This is a genomic window from Bacillus sp. GB_SG_008, from assembly GCF_052038115.1.
Classification (GTDB): domain Bacteria; phylum Bacillota; class Bacilli; order Bacillales; family Bacillaceae_G; genus Bacillus_A; species Bacillus_A rhizoplanae.
In genome coordinates, this window is record NZ_JBPZSK010000001.1 from 281278 (window position 1) to 300418 (window position 19141).

Here is a 19141-nt window from a genome sequence, read left to right on the forward strand (position 1 = left end):
ATAAAAGGTCCAGCATACGATGCTGGACCTTTTTATTTTGGTTATAATTTCCTTGTATTAATGTGACACCGGATACAAAAATGATGTTGACACTTATCGCTCCTACTTTTATAATCAAATTATCAATAATGAAAATCAATATCAGTTGGTTGTAGGGGGACGCAGTTCATGACAGTAAAGTTAAAAGTATTATCTGCAGCAGCAGTAGCATCTTTACTTTTTGCAGGTTGTGCGAAAGAGGAACCGAAAAAGTCTGAAGCACAAGAGAAAAAGACAGAACAAACTGCTAAAAAAGAAGAAACAAAACAACAAGAAGTAGATTATGTACAAGCTTACAAAGATGGAGTAGCTGAGCTTGAAAAAGCGAAAGACGGTAAAGAGGTTGACTTTGAGAAAGTAACAAAGTTATACAAAGAAAAATTACAACCTCTTGTTCAACAACGCGATGGTGAATTTAGCGAGCAAATTGATCCAACTATTACAGCTGCATTAGAAGCAGGTAAAAATAAAGAAATGGAACCAATGGTTGTAAAGCAACTATTTGATAAATTAATGCAAAAAGAATTCTTCCAATCTATGCGCCATGATTTTAAAGAAGTAGATGAAAAATGGGGCAACAAAGATGAAGTGAAAGAAGAAATGGAAGAAGCACTTGCGTTTTATAAAGGTTTAGAAGGTACAGTTGGAAAGCGTGATGCTGCATACGGTACACAAATGGCCTCTACAATTAAAGGCGGCTTTGATGAAATGAATGCAGCAATTGATAAAGGCGACAAATCTGCATTTGCTCTTGGCAAGCAAGTTGTAGATAAAACGTTAATGAAAACATTCTACTTTGCAACAGGAGCTACGCCAAACGGTTATGCTACAAAAATGGTAGAAGAAGCAAAGAAAGATGAGAAAAATGCAAAAGTTGAGCAAGCTGAAGGCTGGGCATTTTACCAAGCTATCTATCCATATCTGAAAAAAGCAGCTCCTGAAGAAGCAGACTTTATTTTGAAGCAATTTGATTTAAAAACAGATGTGAAAACAGTTGATCCAAAAGCTGTAAATCAAGCGTTTGTACGTGGATTTTCAAAAGTTGCATTAGGTGAGTATAAAGAAAGCCAAGAAAACTTCGGGAAAGATAAAGGTCCTGTTACAGCATTAGAAGGTGCTCTATTCATTAACATGATTGAAAATGATTTAAAAACAGTACTTGGCGAGCAGCAAACAGCAGATTTAACAAAAACAGCACAATCTTATTTAGACGCAGTAAAAGCGAAGAACAAAGAAGAGGCAGACAAGTTATTACCACAAATTGAATCTACATTAAATAAAGTGGTTGAAACAGCGAAATAAAATTGAAACGTCTATATTCTTTGGAAGAAACCTTGTCTTGACAAGGTTTCTTCTTTTGCATAGGGTTGTAGAAGGTGGTGAAAGAAATGAAAGTATTAATTACTGGCGGAGCGGGTTTTATCGGAAGTCATCTTGCGTTGAAATTATTAGAGCAAGGTAAACAAGTTGTGCTTCTTGATAATTTTCATTCTTACTATGCAAAGTCTAGAAAGCTTTTTCAATTAGAGCAAGTACAGGAAGCTGGAAAGATTTCATTTTATGAATGTGATATTTTGCAAAAAGATGATGTGAAAGCTGTTATGCAGCAAGAAAAAGTCGATGCGGTTATTCATTTAGCGGGCTTTCCAGGTGTAAGACCATCGCTTGAAATACCAGGTGCTTACGTTGATATTAATATAAAAGGGACAAGTAACGTATTAACATGTGCCGGAGAAGAAAATGTGAAACATGTTATTTTTGCATCGTCCTCTTCTGTATACGGAGAGCAGGCAGGGATGCCTCTGCAAGAAAACATGGCAAACGGCCGCGTTCTTTCACCGTATGCTGCATCAAAATACGGAGCAGAATCTCTGTGTCATGCGTATCAATATATGTACGGATTCCAAATGAATATTTTACGGTTCTTTACTGTATACGGACCGTGGGGACGTCCCGATATGGCAATTGCAAGCTTCATTCGAAAGCTATTAAAAGAGGAGGAAATTGTCGTGTACGGAACAGGAACGGGGCGTGATTATACGTACATCGATGATATTACAGAAGGAATCTCTCTTACATTGCAATCCAATCACAGTGATGTATATAATCTTGGGTCCAATGCTCCCGTTTTAATGACAGAATTATTGGCACAGTTAGAAAAACATTTCCCGCTTATGCGTGTAAGGAAAGAAGCACACCGGAAAGGTGATGTAACATCAACTTGGGCGGATATTTCAAAAGCGAAAGAGCAGCTTGGGTACATGCCGCATATATCTTTTGCAGAAGGGTTGGAGCGAACCATTGCTTGGGCGAAACAATATCCGAATATTGTTTAATGTTTTCGGTGTTTTCTTGCTATGCATCTTTTTTCTTTTATCATGGCGGTCGTTTGAAGCATCTTCATTATTGAAACATCTTCAAACCTTATGGGAACAACCATACATGGTTATGTTTCTCATTATGATGTACGGTATTGCTTTTTTGTTACGTGCATACGCATGGAAACTATACCTTCATCATCGTATTACAATAAAAGAGGCGTTATATGGACTGTTGTATAGTTTGTTCATTAACCATGTTTCACCGCTAAAAGTTGGAGATGCTGTTCGCATTGCTGTGATTACAAAAGAGAAGAAAGTAACATTAGGAGAAGCAACGCAATCTGTCATCGTTCTTCGTATATTAGACTTACTTATTCTCGGTATGTTTGGAGCAGTGGGTATGTTTCTATTATGGAGAAATATTTTACTTAATGTTCCGGTCATTTTTACTTGTATATGTATAGGAAGCGTGATGGGATTGCTTATCTACAAGAAAGCACCGCAATTTGTAGATAAGCAGTGGAAGCAATTGAAAGGGGCGCTATTTACAGCAAAAGGCGGAATCATTCTGCTCCTGATTGCGCTGAGTTGGATTTGTGAAGCATTTGTCATTTATGAAATTGCTACGCCGCTCTCATTTGTACAAGCAGTTTGGGTAAATAGTGTGACCATTGCTGGACAAGTGTTTCAACTAACACCAGGCGGGATCGGTACGTATGAGACCGTTATGACATTTGCATTGCAAGCAGTAGGAGCTGTGCAATCTGATGCCTATCAATGGTCATTAATGAGTCATGGTTTTAAATTTATATTTTCTTATGGTGTGGGCGTGATACTATTATTGGTGTATCCTATGGAATTACGCTCATTTTTCAGTCAGAAGGGAGAAGGCATCCGTTGGAAGAAGTAAAGAAAGCGTCGAAATTTGAAAAAGTAGCGGCGCGCTGTTGGAATCTACTAAATGAAGGGAAACCATTTACACCGATTTTTGTATTCGGTACATTTTTGTTGTTTTCTATTTCACAATTTGGGAATCCAAATTTTGTGTCTGCTTTTTTTAGTAGCTTTTTATTCATTGTTCCGCTACTCGTTTTATATTATTTGTTTGATTTTCCATTGTTTTTGCGAAATTATTTATGGCTGCCGTTCGTTGCCTATTTAATCGTATTTAAAACGGTGCATGTACCGTTATTATTATTTGCATTAGGATTATATTTTTTCTTTACGATCCTATTTTGGGGAACGTTATATTATCATTTGCGTATTGGAACGTCTTGGTTAAACTTTACACGTTTTTGGAAACTCGTGCTAAAGAACAGTGATTCTACAAGCGGAAATGCACAGGAGCAAATGCCGAAATTTTTACTGTTGTTATCACTTTGGTATTATTACTACCATTTCTTCCAAGAAGGTGGTACGCTCGGTGCAGTAGATTGGAAAACACTGCTTATGTTTTATGGTGCTCTTGCACTATACACAATCATCTTACATCGTAATTTATTTGACTGGCAGCCAAAAGCAATTTCAACTTATACGAATAATATGCCAGAAAATAAAGAGGCACTGAATGAAAAAGTAGTTGTAATTGTTATTGATGGTATGCGTAAAGATCGCTTTGAAACAGCACATACACCGTATTTGGATTCTCTTCGAAAAAAAGGGACGGAGTTTTTAAATATGGAAACGGTATATCCAGCTCGAACCGTTGTATGTTTCTCTTCTATGTTTACAGGAACATATTCATTTGAGCACGGCATTAAATCGAACATGGTTTGGAAGCACGGCGTGAATGTAGAAAGTATTTTTGATTCGCTTCGAAAAGTAGACAAAACAGGAAAGATGCTAGCCGTTGCGCATTTAGTTGACGCGTTTGGTGAAGATGTAGAAACATTTACAGCTGTTATGAAAAATGATGTTGTGGATGGGAAGATTATGGAGAAAGCGAAACAAATAATGGATGAACAAGACCCAGATCTCTTTATTGTACAGCTCATTTCAACAGATCAAACGGGACATAGTCGTGGTGTGTTATATGATGAGTATTTACAAAAAATTCATGAGGCAGACCAGCATGTAAAACATTTTATCGAGCATTTAGAGAAAACAGGAAAAACAGCGAATACGACGTTTATCATTTGTGCTGATCATGGACAGGCAGATGGGATTGGCGGTCATGGCCATTTAGATGAAGGAGAACGATTCGTACCATTCTTTATGTACGGCCCTCATATTAAACAAGGTGTTAAGGTAGAAGAAAAGAAAAGCCTTGTCTCTATGGCACCGACACTTGCTTATTTACTAGGTGCACCGTATCCATCTCATAGCCGTGGTCCTGTGTTAGTGGAAGCGTTAAAGGAGCAGGAAAAGAAATGAAAGTAATTGTGTTTATACCAGCCCTAAATGAAGAAGACTCCATTGCACATGTTATTCGAAAAGTGCCGCGTCATTTTCATCCGAGTGTAACGGTAGAGGTTCTTGTGATTGATGACGGTTCAACAGACAGAACGGTGGAAGTTGCAAAAGAGGCTGGGGCGGATCATATCGTTTCATTTTCAAAAAATAGTGGTCTTGGTGCAGCCGTTCGAGCAGGACTAAAGGAGAGTTATCACCTTGGGGCAGATATTAGTGTAATGATTGATGCAGATGATGAATATCCAGCAGATGAAATTCCAAATGTAGTACAGCCAATTTTGGAAGGGAAGGCTGATTATACAATGGGGTCTCGTTTTCGCGGAACCATTAGCGGCATGAAGCTGTACAGACGCCTTGGGAACTATTGTTTTACAATGCTGCAATGTATATTGCTACGTAAATGGATTCGTGACGGACAATCAGGAATGCGTGCTTTTTCGAGACAAGCGATGGAACACGGAGAAATTATTCATGATTACAATTATGCACAAGTAATTACATTAAATTTAGTACGAAAAGGCTTTCGAGTTCTGGAAGTACCCATTACGTATAAAGTGCGTGAAACAGGGGAGTCTTTCATTTCATTCCGTAAATATATGACGAATGTTCTTCCTGCAATTTTGAAAGAGATGAAACGCCCGGTGGAGAAAGTTACGATTGATTATGATGCGCATGTAATAGTAGAAGATAAGAAATGCTCGTAGCGAGCATTTCTTATCTTGACAATGAAAGTGATAATTATTATCATTTTTTTAGGAGGAGTGTTTATGAAAAAAATAATTACTTCATTATGTGTTAGTATTTTTTTAATATTCTCGATACATACGAGCGTATTTGCTTATTCGTACGGAAATCCGAACGAAGAAAAGGTTGCAGAGGCGTATAAGCAAATGGTCGCAAAGCTAGATGAAAATCCAGCAAACTTTACAGAAGCAAAGAAAGCATATGAAAATGTGCAAGAAGAAATTGACCAGCACATGGGAAAAGAACCTTCTAAAGCAATTATGAAAGACTTTGATAAGAAAAATAAAGAAGCTATTATTACAGATATGCAAAAAATTCTTGCCCTTAATATTAATCGTCGTTTAACGAATGTCGATGAACAATTTAATGACTATGATACAAGTAAACGTCTATTAGCAAAAGCATTTGCAACATATGATGCATTATCACCAGTTATTGCAGAACATAATAAAGAATTAGATGCAAAATTAAAAGATGAGTTTAACAAGGCGCTAGAATCACTTGGAAACCCTGGACTATTTGGAGTAGGACAAAAGGAACCAAATCATGATGCTTTCAAGCAAAGTAAAGATGTCATTTTAACAAGTTTGCAAAAAGAATTGAAAATTAAAGATTTTAGGGTTGGTCATTTTGATGTTAGTGGAACAGAAGCGGCTTCAGCAAACAAAGGCCAAACAGAGTGGACAGATTTAAGCAATTTAAAAAACTGGGCTCCAATTGTGATAATTGTACTTGTACTTGTTGGAGTCATTGTATATGCAGTAAGAAAACGCAAGTAAAGATGAGGAGGAAGAGCGATGCAACTGCAGGCATTTCTCATTACATTTCGTGAAGTATTAGAAGCATTGCTCATTGTTGGAATTATTACTACGTATTTAAAGCGTACGGATAATAAGCAATTTGTGAAATACGTTTGGATAGGAGCAGGCCTTGCGGTTGTAGCAAGCTATCTTGTCGCTCTTGTCTTTCAAGTTGTATTTACTGGCTTTGCCGCAATGGGAAGTGAGATGTATTTAAAGATATCGATTATGTTCATTTCCGTTATTTTGCTTACACAAATGGTATTTTGGATGGCGGAACATAGCAAAAATATACAAGGCAATATGGAAAGTAAAATGAGTCATTATATTACGACTGGAAACGTAATTGGAATGGTCGTACACTCCTTTCTTGTTGTGCTGCGAGAAGGCGTTGAAACAGTGTTCTTCTTTGCTGCAATTACAGGTGGAAATATTGAAGCGGCAATGAAAGGCTGGGGAGCAATTGCGGGAGTTCTTGTTGCAGCTCTTGTCGCCTACTTATTCTTTAAAAGAACGATGCGTATTTCACTAAAAGTATTCTTTAGAGTAACGGGAGTATTTATTGTCTTCATCGCAGCTGGGCTTCTTGTACAAGGTATTTCCATGCTGCAAGACTTAAAAATAATCGGTAGCGTGATGCCGCACGTATACGATATTACATGGCTGCTCCCAGAGCACCCGATTGATTATGAACACTACTTGCGTGATCATGGAACTGCACCAGTTTTTTCCGGTCAGGTCGGTCTATTCTTAAAATCGTTTTTAGGATATTCTTCTATGCCATCGCTTGAAGAAGTGCTTGCATATATCGGTTATTTTGTTGTCCTTTATATGTTAATTATCTTTAAAAAACCTGCGAAAAAAAAGCAAACCGTAACTGAAGAAAATAAATCAGTAAGCTAAAAGTACAAGGGATATTCCTTGTACTTTTTTTACAGAAAGGAAATCAGATGAAACAAGTATTACGTATATGGGCAATCATTCTTTTTTCTAGTGCGATTCTCATTCGTTTTTTTTATGCAAGTCCGTTTGCGGCAACGTGGGATGAAGTAGATTTTTCGCTTGCGCTAAAGCAATATGACATATTAGCGATGCAGCCTCATTTCCCGGGTTATCCTTTTTTTATTTTAGGGGGAATGATGACACATCTTTTTATAGAAAATCCTGTGCAATCGTTAGGGATTTTTAATGCAATTATGGCACTTACTGCTGCTTTTCCGATGTATTGGATTGCACGCCGTTATGTAAGTAAAACGAGTGCTCTTATTGTTGTAGCTGTATTGCAAACGAGCGGTTATTTTTCTATTTTAGTGACGCAGCCGATGTCAGAGGGAGCAGCGATAGCTGTACTGTGGTGGTATATGTGGAGCGTAGATCGAGCATTTCGCACAAATGAATTTCGTGCTCAGTTTTTGCCGGTGATCTTATTTGCTCTATTAATGGGAATCCGTTTATCGTATGCGCCGTTTGGGATAGCGCTTATTTTATTAGTATGGCAGCAGTGGCATGAAGAAAAATGGCGGTTTATTATTATATGCTGCACAGCTGTTCTTTCGCAGCTCGTATGGATCGGGGCGCTTATTTGGAATATCGGCGGCTTAGCGGGATTATGGAAAATTTCTTTCGGATTTGTAAAAGGGCATTTTACAGAATGGGGCGGTGCGGTTACAGAAACGAGTGAACCGCTTATATCACGTCTGTTTCGTTTACTTTCCGAGAATATTGTATTTGCAGGGATCGGTGTTCATTCGTACGTTCTTGTAGGTTTCTTTCTTTTCTTTTTGTTTCTTTTTGTTTTACAATGGAAGAACATACGTTGCTATCCGAAATTATTTATAGCGCTTGGCAGTGTATATTTTCTTTGGAATTTACTTGGACAAAATATCGATAAGCCACGTCATTCTTATCCAATTGTAGCAATAGTACTTTTCGTACTTGCTATTTCATGGTTAAAAAAATATAGCGGAATTTTACTGCTGTTATTTGCAACACTTCAACTTGTTGTCAGCATACCGCTTATGCAAGAACAAAAAGAAGCTGTGCCCGCAACGTATCAGCTAGCGTCATATTTAGAAGAAAAACAGCAGCCGTTTATCGTATATACATGGGAAGAGACACGCGTTATGGAATACTTACATGTACCATATGAACATAAACGTTTTTACACATATGACTATTTTTTACAAGATAAAAAATATCATAAGAATGATACAATATACGTTACGAATCATCTTATTGAAGGATTTCAAAAACAAGGGATTGATATAAAAGGACAGGTGGAACAGGTTGCTGTCTTTCGTTCTAATCCATTATTTGATCCTGTTTATTCTAAAATAGTTTTATATAAGTGGAAAAAGTAAGAGAGGAGAAAGCGAGTGCACGAATATTTAAAAGAAAAACTAGCGATTTTACCGGATCAACCGGGCTGTTATTTAATGAAAGATAAGCAAGGAACAGTTATATATGTTGGGAAGGCAAAGGTATTAAAAAATCGTGTGCGCTCGTACTTCACTGGTTCACACGATGGGAAAACACTACGTCTTGTCGGAGAAATTGTTGACTTTGAGTATATTGTGACCTCCTCGAATCTGGAGGCTCTTATTTTAGAATTAAATTTAATTAAAAAATATGATCCAAAATATAATATCCAATTAAAAGATGATAAAACATACCCATTTATTAAAATTACGGCTGAAAAACAGCCGCGTTTGCTTATTACGAGAAATGTGAAAAAGGATAAAGGAAAGTATTTTGGCCCGTATCCAAATTCACAGTCAGCTCATGAAACAAAAAAATTGTTAGATCGAATGTATCCGCTGCGGAAATGTACAAATATACCAGATAAAGTTTGTCTATATTATCATATGGGACAATGCTTAGCGCCTTGTGTGCAAGAGATAACAGATGAACAAAATAAAGAAATTGTAGATGACATTATTAAGTTTTTAAATGGTGGACATAAAGAAGTTCGTTCAGAATTGGAAGCGAAAATGTATGAAGCATCGGAAAAATTAGAGTTCGAACGAGCGAAAGAATTGCGAGATCAAATTGCTCATATGGATGCGATTATGGAAAAGCAGAAGATGATTATGAGCGATCTAGTTGACCGTGATATTTTCGGTTATGCGGTAGATAAAGGCTGGATGTGTGTGCAAGTTTTCTTTGTTCGAAAAGGAAAGTTAATCGAGCGAGATGTTTCGATGTTTCCCATTTATGATGATCCAGAAGAAGGTTTCCTGACATTTATCGGGCAATTTTATGAACAAAATAATCACTTTAAGCCGAAAGAAATTGTTGTACCAAGCAGCATTGATAATGAACTGATTGAAAAATTTTTAGAAGTAGAAGCAACGCAGCCAAAACGCGGTAAGAAAAAAGAACTCGTTGATTTAGCGAGTAAGAATGCTAAAATTGCGCTGAATGAAAAATTTTATTTAATTGAACGCGACGAAGAACGTTCAATTAAGGCTGTAGAAAACTTAGGAGAACATCTTGGGATTGAAACACCGCACAGAATTGAAGCATTTGATAACTCTAACATTCAAGGGGTAAATCCGGTTTCCGCCATGATTGTCTTTATTGATGGAAAACCTGCGAAAAAAGAGTATCGAAAATATAAAATTAAAACGGTGCAAGGACCGGATGATTATGAATCGATGCGCGAAGTTGTGCGCCGCCGTTATACACGTGCTTTAAAAGAAAATTTGCCTCTTCCCGATTTAATTGTAATCGATGGCGGAAAGGGTCATTTAGCTGCAGTATGTGATGTGTTAGAAAATGAACTCGGTCTTTCTATTCCAACAGCAGGACTTGTTAAAGATGATAAGCACCGTACGTCACATTTAATTATCGGTGAACCTCCTGAACCTGTTATGTTAGAGCGTAATAGTCAAGAGTTTTACTTATTGCAGCGTATTCAAGATGAGGTGCACCGCTTTGCGATTACGTTCCATCGTCAAATTCATGGGAAATCTGTCATTCAATCGGCATTGGATGATATACCAGGAGTCGGAGAAAAACGGAAGAAAACACTTTTAAAACATTTTGGTTCTCTCAAGAAAATGAAAGAAGCGTCTGTTACAGACATTATAGAAGCAGGAATGCCGCAAAAAATAGCAGAGACGATTCATTCGTATTTAACAGGGAAGACATTGTAGTTTACAGTGTCTTTTCTTTTTTGTTATAATTTCAGAATATTTAAAATAATAAAAAACGAATGTTTATACATAAATAAAAAAGTCAACTGGACATTTTTATGCCTAGTTGACTTATAAAATAAACATTACACTTCGACAGGATCTTTTACATCCCATTTTACGAGAAACATAATAGAGTCAGAACGCTTCTTTTGTTCTTCGTAGGATTCAGCAACTACACCACGCTGTTTTTGAATTTGCTCTGCAATAAACCCGGCTTCTAATTGATAAGAAGAGTGTCTATTTTGTTGTTGGCGTTCCTTAATAAGAGCACCTGTTAGTTTAAATTCCATTTCACGGCGTTTATGTTCAATGATGGTTAAGTCACCCCATCCAGCTTTTACGAAAAATTGAATCACTTCATCAATTGTTTCTAAAGGATATTTTCGTGCTAAGTTTCTGCCAGCCCAATATAGAATAGCATCTAATTCTTTCCCTATTAAGTCTGGGAGTAATTCTTCACGCAGCAATTCGTAGGCAAAAGCACTCATTGAAATATTTTGTAAAGATTCGCTTTCGATTTTTTTTGTACTCACAATATTCCCCACTTTCTATACTGCCAATATTATATACCATTTTATATATATAAACCCAGCTATTTCTTGGCAAAAAATCTGATTTAGAGAATGAAAAAAGAATATAAAAATTATATACAGATTATGTATACGTTTTCTTGACGCTTCGACAAAAATAGGAGTAAAATGAACTTGGTATCAAATTATGCTGAAATATTGCGAATAATTTTTTCAGTTTTTCTTATAGCAATAGTGAAAAAATGCTATTGTTATAAAGTAACGTGACAAACAGTAGTCAAACATTCGAGGGGGTAATGGGGACATGAAAGGCCGCGAGTATACGTTTCGCAAGTGGCATTCGTTAATGGGTGTCATTCCGATTGGTGTCTTTGTGACACAACACTTAGTAGTAAACCACTTTGCAACACAAGGGGCAGAGGCTTTCAATAGCGCTGCTCATTTTATGGAAATGCTTCCATTTCGGTATGCATTGGAAATCTTCGTGATTTTCTTGCCGTTGTTGTATCATGCTGTATACGGTTTATATATTGCTTTTACAGCGACGAACAATACAACATCTTATAGCTATTTCCGTAACTGGATGTTCGCTCTGCAACGATTCACAGGGGTGTTTACGCTAATTTTCTTAGCTTGGCACGTTTGGCAAACGCGCCTTCAAGCTGCAATGGGACAAACAGTAGACTATGATATGATGGCAAGTATTTTAAGCAATCCGTTTATGTTTGGTTTCTATTTAGTAGGGGTTGTATCGGCTATTTTCCACTTTGCAAATGGATTATGGACATTCTGTATTAGCTGGGGTATCACGGTATCACCACGTTCGCAGCGTATTTCTACGTATGTAACATTAGCAATTTTCTTAGCGTTATCTTACGTAGGGGTGAGCGCATTACTTGCGTTCATTAATCCGAATCTAGCAAACATGTAAGGAGTGGGAGAGCATGAAAGGGAAACTTATTGTAGTTGGCGGTGGATTAGCCGGCTTAATGGCAACGATTAAAGCAGCGGAAGCAGGCGTGAATGTAGAACTATTCTCTTTAGTACCGGTGAAACGTTCTCACTCTGTATGTGCACAAGGCGGCATTAACGGTGCTGTAAATACAAAAGGTGAAGGGGATTCTCCGTGGATCCACTTTGACGATACAATTTATGGAGGGGACTTCTTAGCGAACCAACCTCCTGTAAAAGCGATGTGCGATGCAGCGCCTGGTATTATTCATTTAATGGATCGCATGGGTGTTATGTTTAACCGTACGGAAGAAGGTTTACTAGATTTCCGTCGCTTTGGTGGAACACAGCATCACCGCACAGCATTTGCTGGTGCGACAACAGGACAACAATTATTATATGCATTAGATGAGCAAGTGCGCCGTCATGAAGTAGCAGGTCTTGTTACGAAATATGAGGGCTGGGATTTCTTACGCGCTGTTGTGGATGACGAAGGCGTATGCCGCGGAATCGTAGCGCAAGACTTACAATCTATGGAGATTAAAAGTTTTCCAGCTGATGCTGTAATTATGGCAACAGGGGGCCCTGGTATCATCTTTGGAAAATCTACTAACTCCATTATTAATACAGGTACAGCAGCATCTGCTGTGTATCAGCAAGGTGCATATTATGCAAATGGTGAGTTTATTCAAATTCATCCAACAGCAATTCCAGGTGATGATAAATTACGTCTAATGAGTGAATCTGCACGTGGTGAAGGTGGCCGCGTTTGGACATATAAAGACGGTAAACCATGGTATTTCCTTGAAGAGAAATATCCAGCATACGGAAACCTTGTACCTCGTGATATTGCAACGCGTGAAATTTTTGATGTGTGCGTTGAGCAAAAGCTTGGTATTAACGGTGAAAACATGGTATATCTTGATCTTTCTCATAAAGATCCGAAAGAGCTTGATATAAAACTAGGTGGTATTATTGAAATCTATGAAAAATTCATGGGTGATGATCCACGTAAATTACCGATGAAAATCTTCCCTGCTGTTCACTATTCAATGGGTGGACTATGGGTTGATTATAAACAAATGACAAATATTCCAGGATTGTTTGCAGCAGGTGAGTGTGATTACTCTATGCACGGTGGTAACCGACTAGGTGCTAACTCATTATTATCAGCGATTTACGGCGGTATGGTAGCGGGACCAAATGCAATTGAATATATGAAAGGTCTTTCAAAATCATCAGATGCTGTTTCATCTGCTTTATATGAGCAAAATGAATTAATCGAAACAGAAAAATTCAATAATATTTTAACGTTAGATGGTAATGAAAATGCGTATGTTCTTCATAAAGAGCTTGGAGAATGGATGACAGATAACGTAACAGTAGTTCGTGAAAATAAAAAATTATTAGAAACAGATGCGAAAATCGTAGAGTTAATGGAGCGTTATAAACGCATTAACATTAACGATACGGCGAAATGGAGTAACCAAGGTGCTTCATTTACACGTCAGCTGGCAAATATGCTTGAATTAGCTCGTGTTATTACAATTGGTGCATATAACCGTAATGAAAGTCGCGGTGCACATTATAAACCAGAATTCCCAGATCGTGATGATGAGAACTTCTTAAAAACAACAATGGCGAAGTTTGAGGGAGCAGGAAATGCACCAGCATTCCATTACGCAGACGTTGATATTTCATTAATCCAACCACGTAAGCGTGATTATTCTTCAAAACATGAAGTAGCTGATAAGAAAGAAGAGAAGGGGGATAAGCAACATGTCTGAGAAAACAATCCGCCTTATTATTACAAGACAAGATGGTCCGAACTCACAGGAGTATGATCAAGAATTTGAAATTCCATATCGCCCAAATATGAATATCATTTCGGCATTAATGGAAATTCGTCGTAACCCTGTTGATGCAAAAGGGAATCATACAACACCTATTGCTTGGGATATGAACTGTTTAGAAGAAGTGTGCGGAGCATGTTCTATGGTGATCAACGGAAAACCACGTCAATCATGTACAGCACTTATTGATCAACTTGAACAACCAATTCGCTTAAAACCGATGAAAACATTCCCGGTTGTTCGCGACCTGCAAGTGGATCGCAGCCGTATGTTTAATGCGTTAAAGCGCGTTAAAGCATGGATTCCGATTGATGGTACGTATGACTTAGGCCCAGGGCCAAGAATGCCAGAGAAAAAGCGTCAGTGGGCATATGAATTATCAAAATGTATGACTTGTGGTGTATGTTTAGAATCATGTCCAAACGTAAATAGCAAATCTGATTTTATCGGTCCAGCACCGCTTTCACAAGCACGTTTATTTAATGCACATCCAACAGGTGAAATGCATAAAGCGGACCGTTTACGTGCAATCATGGGTGATGGAGGACTTGCAAACTGCGGTAACTCACAAAACTGTGTACAATCTTGTCCAAAAGGAATTCCATTAACGACATCGATTGCGGCTTTAAACCGTGATACAACGATTCAATCATTTAAAGATTTCTTTGGTAGTGACAATAACTATTAATCTAATCTATATTGCCTCTTCAGTTTGAAGAGGCAATATTTATATCATTCTTATTTAAGTTACTTAATTATATGTTTACATCTGAGTATACTTATTCTTACCTTAATAGATCGTAATTTTATAGGTTTTTAATTCAGAAAAATCAAATAATATAAAATGAGAGAAATTTTAAAGGAGATGAATAATTATGAAGAAGATTCATTATATTGAACACTTTGAGCAATGGGAAAGTACATTTTCATTTTACATCCCTATAAAGGTTCGTTTTAGTGAAACAGATATGTTTGGACATATGAATAACGGTGTTGCGTTTACTTATTTTGAAGAAGCTCGTATTGAGTTTTTTAAAGAGCTTGGCTTTATGCAAGAGTGGGTACATGAAGCATCGGAAACAATGATTGTAGTGGCGGATTTACAATGTAATTTTTTGAAACAAGTGTTCTTTGATGAGAACTTAAAAGTGTATGTAAAAGCTGAGAACGTCGGAAATTCTTCTTTGGATTTGCATTATATGGTAAGGAACGAAGCAGGAGAGATTTGTTTGATGGGGCGAGGTGCACTGGTGCAAGCTTCTAAAAAAACAGGGAAAGGAGTACCTTGGCCAGCGGAATGGAAACAACGGTTATTAGACAAAAAATAAGAGGGCGCGTCGCCCTCTTATTTTTTGTCTCCCATTGCTTCTTCTAATGTCAGATGATGTTCATATAAATATGTAGCCTGCGGGTTGCCGACAAAACGAAGATGCCATGGTTCATAATCATATTCTGTAATGTCTGTTTTATCTTCTGGATAACGAATGACAAATCCGAATTCGTGAGCATGCTCTGCTACCCACTTTCCTTCAGGTGTTTCTCCAAATATCGGCTCCAATTGAAATTTTGCTGATTTAGAGCTAATATCCATGGCAAGTCCAGTTTGATGTTCGCTTGTCCCTGGAATGGCGCTTAATGCATCAGCAGCTTTTTTTCCTTGACGCTTTACATATGTATTATGCAATGACTGTTGTCGTTTGTAAGAGCGAAATCCAGATACTGCAGTAAGTTCAATCCCTTGCTGTTTTGCTGCTTTAAACATTTCTTCTAGGGCATCCGCTGCCGGTTTGCGAAGTAATGTTTTTTCCTTATCTTCCAGACTGAGAAATGGAACATTTGGTTTTGTTAAATCGCGTGGTGTGTAGGAATCTGGGAGTTTGCGATGTTTGTTTACTAAAACGAGTAATGAATCAGTGTTAGTTACAAGTGAATATTGATCATCGGTTTTTTTAGCTGTTGCGCTTGCTTTTGGGAATGGAGGAATCTTCTCTTTTGGATGTTCAGCATGCTGATTTGTTTCAACTGCTTCTGCTTGATTATGTATATTTCCTGTAAAAGCTTTGGAACCAAAATTTATTAAAGAAATAACAATGAGAATCATAATTGAAATTAAGATTGTTCTTTTCATAATTGTTTTTTTCATAATTTTTAACCGATTTATTCCTTTCTAAAATACTTGTACTTTATTATCTTTTTACATTATAAGTCTATCGTATATAAAAAGGAATAAAGGAGCCCTCATGTAACAAAATTGAAAAAAATTTGTAAAAAAAAGTCGATTTCTTCATGATTTTGTTTAAAATGACACATTGCAACTTTTTATGAATTCTATTTCATGTATAATATATATAGATAGATGTAACGATTATGTTATGATATGTAGCTTCTTATTGTATCGAATAATCTAGGAGGGAACAACGATGAATTTGGCATCAATCATTGGAATTATCCTTGGGATAGTTGCCGTTGTATTAGGAATGTTTTTGAAAGAAGCTGCACTTAATGCGCTGTTAATTTTATGCAAGTATTGCTCCAAAATAAACAACTGCTTCCGGAAAAATTTAGTGCAATTGGCTACGGAGAATATCGTCCTGTCGCACCGAATGATATACCGGAAGGAAGAGTGAAAAATAGACGAGTAGAATTATTTATTTTACCTCTTATAAAAGATAAAAAAATAAAGGGTGGCGTAGTGCCGTCCCTTATTCTTTTACTTCGAATAATTTCAAGTTGTCCCTGCGAATTTTATCTTTTTCTGCATCTGATTTTTTTAAGTCATAGTTATATAAAGCGCCTTCCCAATCGCCGTACATTGGATTTGGGAAAATAATGAATTTCTCGCCAAATTGGTCTTTCGTTTCTTCTACTGCTTTATTACGATCTTGTACAGATTTTGCATCAAATCCACTGAAATCTGATAAATTGTCACCAAATAATAAGACGATATCATGCGTTGTTGAAACGAGTTCTCTACGCTTTTCTTTTCCTTGTTCTTTCGGTTCTTGTAGTAAAATATGCTCTGTCTTTGCTTGCGGGGCACCAATGCGTTCTAAATTTTTAACGGTTGCATCTAGTTGATTTGTTTTACGATTTGAAATGTAATAAATGTCTACACCTTTTGATTCTGCATATTTTAAGAAATCAAGTGCACCAGGAAGAGCTGCTGCATCTGCTTGATTAACCCATTCATCCCATTTATAAGGATAGCCTTTTCCTGTTTTTATTGTCATTGCTTGGTATGGACTATTATCTAAAACGGTTTCGTCTAAGTCTAGTACAACAGCTGGTTTCTTGCTTGTCCCTTTTGCAAGAGCAGCATCTAGCTTAAGTGTGCCGATGTTGTAGCCTTGATGGTATAATGCTTTTGCTTCACCAGCTGTTTGATACCATAAATTGGCCATTATTTGTTGATCTGTTAGTTTGACTGTTGCTTTTTTTGCTGTAACCTCGTAAGTTGTCAAGGATGTTGATAATAATGCAACAGATAGTAGAGTTGCAAACTTTCGTTTGTTTTGCATACGTATCCTCCTAGGTGTGTATGTGAATATTTTCAAGGGACTTCCAATATATTTTTCTGTTACAATTATGAGTCTATACATAGTATGTATAATGTTTTTTACTTTATATGATGAAGGAAAATAGTATATAATAAAGGATACGTTATTTTTAAATAGATGAGAGAGAATGAACATAAAGGAGGGGGATACAAGTGGGGATTAGTAGTCGTTTTACAGTAGCTGTTCATATGTTAACATTGCTAGAAGTCGATAAAAAATCTCGATGTACATCTGAATGGATTGCTGGCAGTGTCAATACAAACCCAGTCGTTATTCGCCGAATTACAGGAATGTTAAAAAAAGCGGGATTAGTTGATGTACAAGCTGGAAAAGGTGGTACTTCCTTAGCTCGTGATTTAAATGAAGTTACGTTACTTGATGTATATAAAGCGGTTGAAGTTGTAGAAGAAGGGCATTTATTTTCTTTTCACGATAATCCAAATGTGGAATGCCCAGTTGGAGCTAATATTCAAACTGTGTTAGAAATTATATTGTTGCAAGCGCAAGACGCGATGGAAAATGTCCTTGCAAATGTAAAGGTAAAACAGCTCGTTACAAATTTAGAAGAGAAGATACAACAATAAAAGAACCTAGCCTTGTATTGATGGAAGGCTAGGTTCTTTTTCATTATGCGTTACGTACTGTAAAACGTTGACGAGAAAATTGTGGGTTTTCTACTTCGTCTAATAAAGCAACAGCGTAGTTTGGAATTGTAATTCGGCTCTCACCGTTTTCGTCTGTTAATAGTTGATCTGTTCCTGTGACATATTTGCCTGTACGCTCACCAGGTTCAATCATCGCAGCAGGACTTAAATTCGTCCAGTTGAAATCGGATTGTTTATACACCTGTAATGCATCGCGGTGTGCTAATGCGATTGGTTTCCACTCTGCTGGGAAGTCTGGTGTATCAACAACTTGTAAACCAGGCGCTACTTCTAAGCTGCCTGCGCCTCCAACAGCTACAAGACGAGAAACACCAGCTTGTTTTGCTGCTTCTAATAAAGAGTGCGTTGCTTCTACAAGTTTCTCATCTTCACCATGTTTAGGACCAAATGCGCTAATTAAAATATCGTGATTTACTGCTTCTTTTGCAATACTGTCTGCATTGAAAATATCACCTGTTACAACATGTAAATTTTCATGTGCTGTTTCTACGCGAGATGCATCGCGAACAATCGCTGTTACCTCGTGTCCACGTGTTAAAGCTTCTTCAATAATTTGTTTTCCGATGTTACCAGTTGCGCCTACTACTGCAAGTTTCATAATCATTCTCCTCTTCCACTTTGTTTTATATAAAAATGTATTTACTTTCGATTTAGTTGTAATTAATTCAGTTACAACTTTATGTAACTATTATAGTTACAACAATTATTCTTTGTCAACATAAAAACAAGTTGCTTTTATATTGAGTAAAAAGCAACTTGCGAAAAAGATAATTATGCTGTTTTCTTTTGTTTTATAAGAATAGGAATGAAATAGCAGTTCTACATTTAACAATGAAAGATTCACCTTAAAATACATAAAAGACACCGGTCACTTTATTCATGAGATTGTGGCATAAGCAACATAAGAATGAAATAAGCTAAAAAGCCTGTTCCGAAAAATAAGATTGCGATCAGCCACAGAATACGGATCATATTTGTGTCTACACCGAAATATTCTCCTAAGCCACCACAAACACCGATAAACACTTTATCTGTTGAAGATTTGCATAGTTTTTTATCCATAATGAAAT

At 37.0% G+C, this 19141-nt stretch carries 19 protein-coding genes and 1 pseudogene; 15 read left to right on the forward strand and 5 right to left on the reverse strand.

Annotation, left to right across the window (positions count from 1 at the left end; all coding sequences use genetic code 11):
* The first annotated feature begins 168 nt into the window (after positions 1-168).
* The 9 genes from ACTDJC_RS01340 to uvrC all read left to right on the forward strand — a co-directional run bounded on the left by ACTDJC_RS01340 (position 169) and on the right by uvrC (position 10473).
* A complete protein-coding gene (locus ACTDJC_RS01340) occupies positions 169-1341 on the forward strand; it encodes a hypothetical protein (protein WP_440602494.1) in 1173 nt (390 codons plus the stop codon).
* An 86-nt stretch (positions 1342-1427) separates the two neighbouring features.
* Positions 1428-2375 (forward strand): SDR family NAD(P)-dependent oxidoreductase, encoded by a 948-nt coding sequence (locus tag ACTDJC_RS01345; protein ID WP_440602495.1) that lies wholly within the window; start codon positions 1428-1430, stop codon positions 2373-2375.
* 16 nt (positions 2376-2391) lie between these two features.
* On the forward strand, positions 2392-3270 hold the full coding sequence (locus ACTDJC_RS01350; protein WP_440602496.1) for a lysylphosphatidylglycerol synthase transmembrane domain-containing protein: 879 nt from the start codon (positions 2392-2394) through the stop codon (positions 3268-3270).
* Entirely contained in the window at positions 3258-4733 is a 1476-nt protein-coding gene (locus tag ACTDJC_RS01355; RefSeq protein WP_440602497.1) for an alkaline phosphatase family protein, read from the forward strand. The genes ACTDJC_RS01350 and ACTDJC_RS01355 overlap by 13 nt, the downstream gene beginning before the upstream one ends.
* Positions 4730-5476, forward strand: a complete 747-nt coding sequence (locus tag ACTDJC_RS01360) for a glycosyltransferase family 2 protein (RefSeq protein ID WP_440602498.1) — start codon at positions 4730-4732, stop codon at positions 5474-5476. Before ACTDJC_RS01355 ends, ACTDJC_RS01360 begins: the two co-directional genes overlap by 4 nt.
* A gap of 63 nt (positions 5477-5539) precedes the next feature.
* Positions 5540-6295 carry a hypothetical protein gene (locus ACTDJC_RS01365; protein WP_440602499.1) on the forward strand — a complete coding sequence of 252 codons (756 nt, stop codon included), beginning with the start codon at positions 5540-5542 and terminating at the stop codon, positions 6293-6295.
* 18 nt (positions 6296-6313) lie between these two features.
* Positions 6314-7219: an FTR1 family iron permease gene (locus tag ACTDJC_RS01370; RefSeq protein WP_098305171.1), complete on the forward strand. Its 906-nt coding sequence runs from the start codon at positions 6314-6316 to the stop codon at positions 7217-7219.
* A 47-nt stretch (positions 7220-7266) separates the two neighbouring features.
* A complete protein-coding gene (locus ACTDJC_RS01375) occupies positions 7267-8676 on the forward strand; it encodes a glycosyltransferase family 39 protein (RefSeq protein ID WP_098305169.1) in 1410 nt (469 codons plus the stop codon).
* A gap of 15 nt (positions 8677-8691) precedes the next feature.
* Positions 8692-10473: an excinuclease ABC subunit UvrC gene (gene uvrC / locus ACTDJC_RS01380; protein ID WP_429706438.1), complete on the forward strand. Its 1782-nt coding sequence runs from the start codon at positions 8692-8694 to the stop codon at positions 10471-10473.
* Positions 10474-10598: 125 nt separating this feature from the next.
* Here the strand turns inward: uvrC and ACTDJC_RS01385 are convergent, their stop codons facing one another.
* Positions 10599-11003 (reverse strand): YslB family protein, encoded by a 405-nt coding sequence (locus ACTDJC_RS01385; protein ID WP_301287849.1) that lies wholly within the window; start codon positions 11001-11003, stop codon positions 10599-10601.
* Positions 11004-11349: 346 nt separating this feature from the next.
* On the opposite strand from ACTDJC_RS01385, the gene ACTDJC_RS01390 reads away from it, so the two are divergent.
* The 4 genes from ACTDJC_RS01390 (at position 11350) to ACTDJC_RS01405 (ending at position 15177) form a co-directional block, all read left to right on the forward strand.
* The gene (locus tag ACTDJC_RS01390) at positions 11350-11976 is read left to right on the forward strand and encodes a succinate dehydrogenase cytochrome b558 subunit (RefSeq protein ID WP_098305163.1); all 627 of its coding nucleotides are present in this window, start codon (positions 11350-11352) and stop codon (positions 11974-11976) included.
* Between the two features lie 13 nt (positions 11977-11989).
* Positions 11990-13783, forward strand: coding sequence for a succinate dehydrogenase flavoprotein subunit (gene sdhA, locus ACTDJC_RS01395; RefSeq protein WP_440602500.1), 1794 nt, complete (start codon positions 11990-11992; stop codon positions 13781-13783).
* The gene (sdhB, locus tag ACTDJC_RS01400; RefSeq protein ID WP_098305159.1) at positions 13776-14537 is read left to right on the forward strand and encodes a succinate dehydrogenase iron-sulfur subunit; all 762 of its coding nucleotides are present in this window, start codon (positions 13776-13778) and stop codon (positions 14535-14537) included. Before sdhA ends, sdhB begins: the two co-directional genes overlap by 8 nt.
* Positions 14538-14724: 187 nt before the next feature.
* Positions 14725-15177: an acyl-CoA thioesterase gene (locus tag ACTDJC_RS01405; protein ID WP_098305157.1), complete on the forward strand. Its 453-nt coding sequence runs from the start codon at positions 14725-14727 to the stop codon at positions 15175-15177.
* A gap of 17 nt (positions 15178-15194) precedes the next feature.
* Here ACTDJC_RS01405 and ACTDJC_RS01410 read toward each other — a convergent pair whose 3' ends face one another.
* Positions 15195-15977: a M15 family metallopeptidase gene (locus ACTDJC_RS01410; protein WP_440602771.1), complete on the reverse strand. Its 783-nt coding sequence runs from the start codon at positions 15975-15977 to the stop codon at positions 15195-15197.
* 378 nt (positions 15978-16355) lie between these two features.
* Here ACTDJC_RS01410 and motB point away from each other — a divergent pair.
* A pseudogene (gene motB, locus ACTDJC_RS01415) lies at positions 16356-16520 on the forward strand (flagellar motor protein MotB); the annotation flags it as partial.
* 31 nt (positions 16521-16551) lie between these two features.
* Here motB and ACTDJC_RS01420 read toward each other — a convergent pair.
* Positions 16552-17367: a 5'-nucleotidase, lipoprotein e(P4) family gene (locus ACTDJC_RS01420; protein ID WP_098305155.1), complete on the reverse strand. Its 816-nt coding sequence runs from the start codon at positions 17365-17367 to the stop codon at positions 16552-16554.
* 191 nt (positions 17368-17558) lie between these two features.
* Between ACTDJC_RS01420 and ACTDJC_RS01425 the strand changes: the two genes are divergently transcribed.
* Complete coding sequence (locus ACTDJC_RS01425) at positions 17559-17990, forward strand: Rrf2 family transcriptional regulator (protein ID WP_098305153.1); 432 nt, start codon at positions 17559-17561, stop codon at positions 17988-17990.
* 43 nt (positions 17991-18033) lie between these two features.
* Here the strand turns inward: ACTDJC_RS01425 and ACTDJC_RS01430 are convergent, their stop codons facing one another.
* Together ACTDJC_RS01430 and ACTDJC_RS01435 are read right to left on the reverse strand one after the other, a co-directional pair.
* Positions 18034-18669, reverse strand: a complete 636-nt coding sequence (locus ACTDJC_RS01430; protein WP_440602501.1) for an NAD(P)-dependent oxidoreductase — start codon at positions 18667-18669, stop codon at positions 18034-18036.
* Between the two features lie 275 nt (positions 18670-18944).
* Positions 18945-19133, reverse strand: coding sequence for a PspC domain-containing protein (locus ACTDJC_RS01435; protein ID WP_098305149.1), 189 nt, complete (start codon positions 19131-19133; stop codon positions 18945-18947).
* Positions 19134-19141 lie beyond the last annotated feature (8 nt).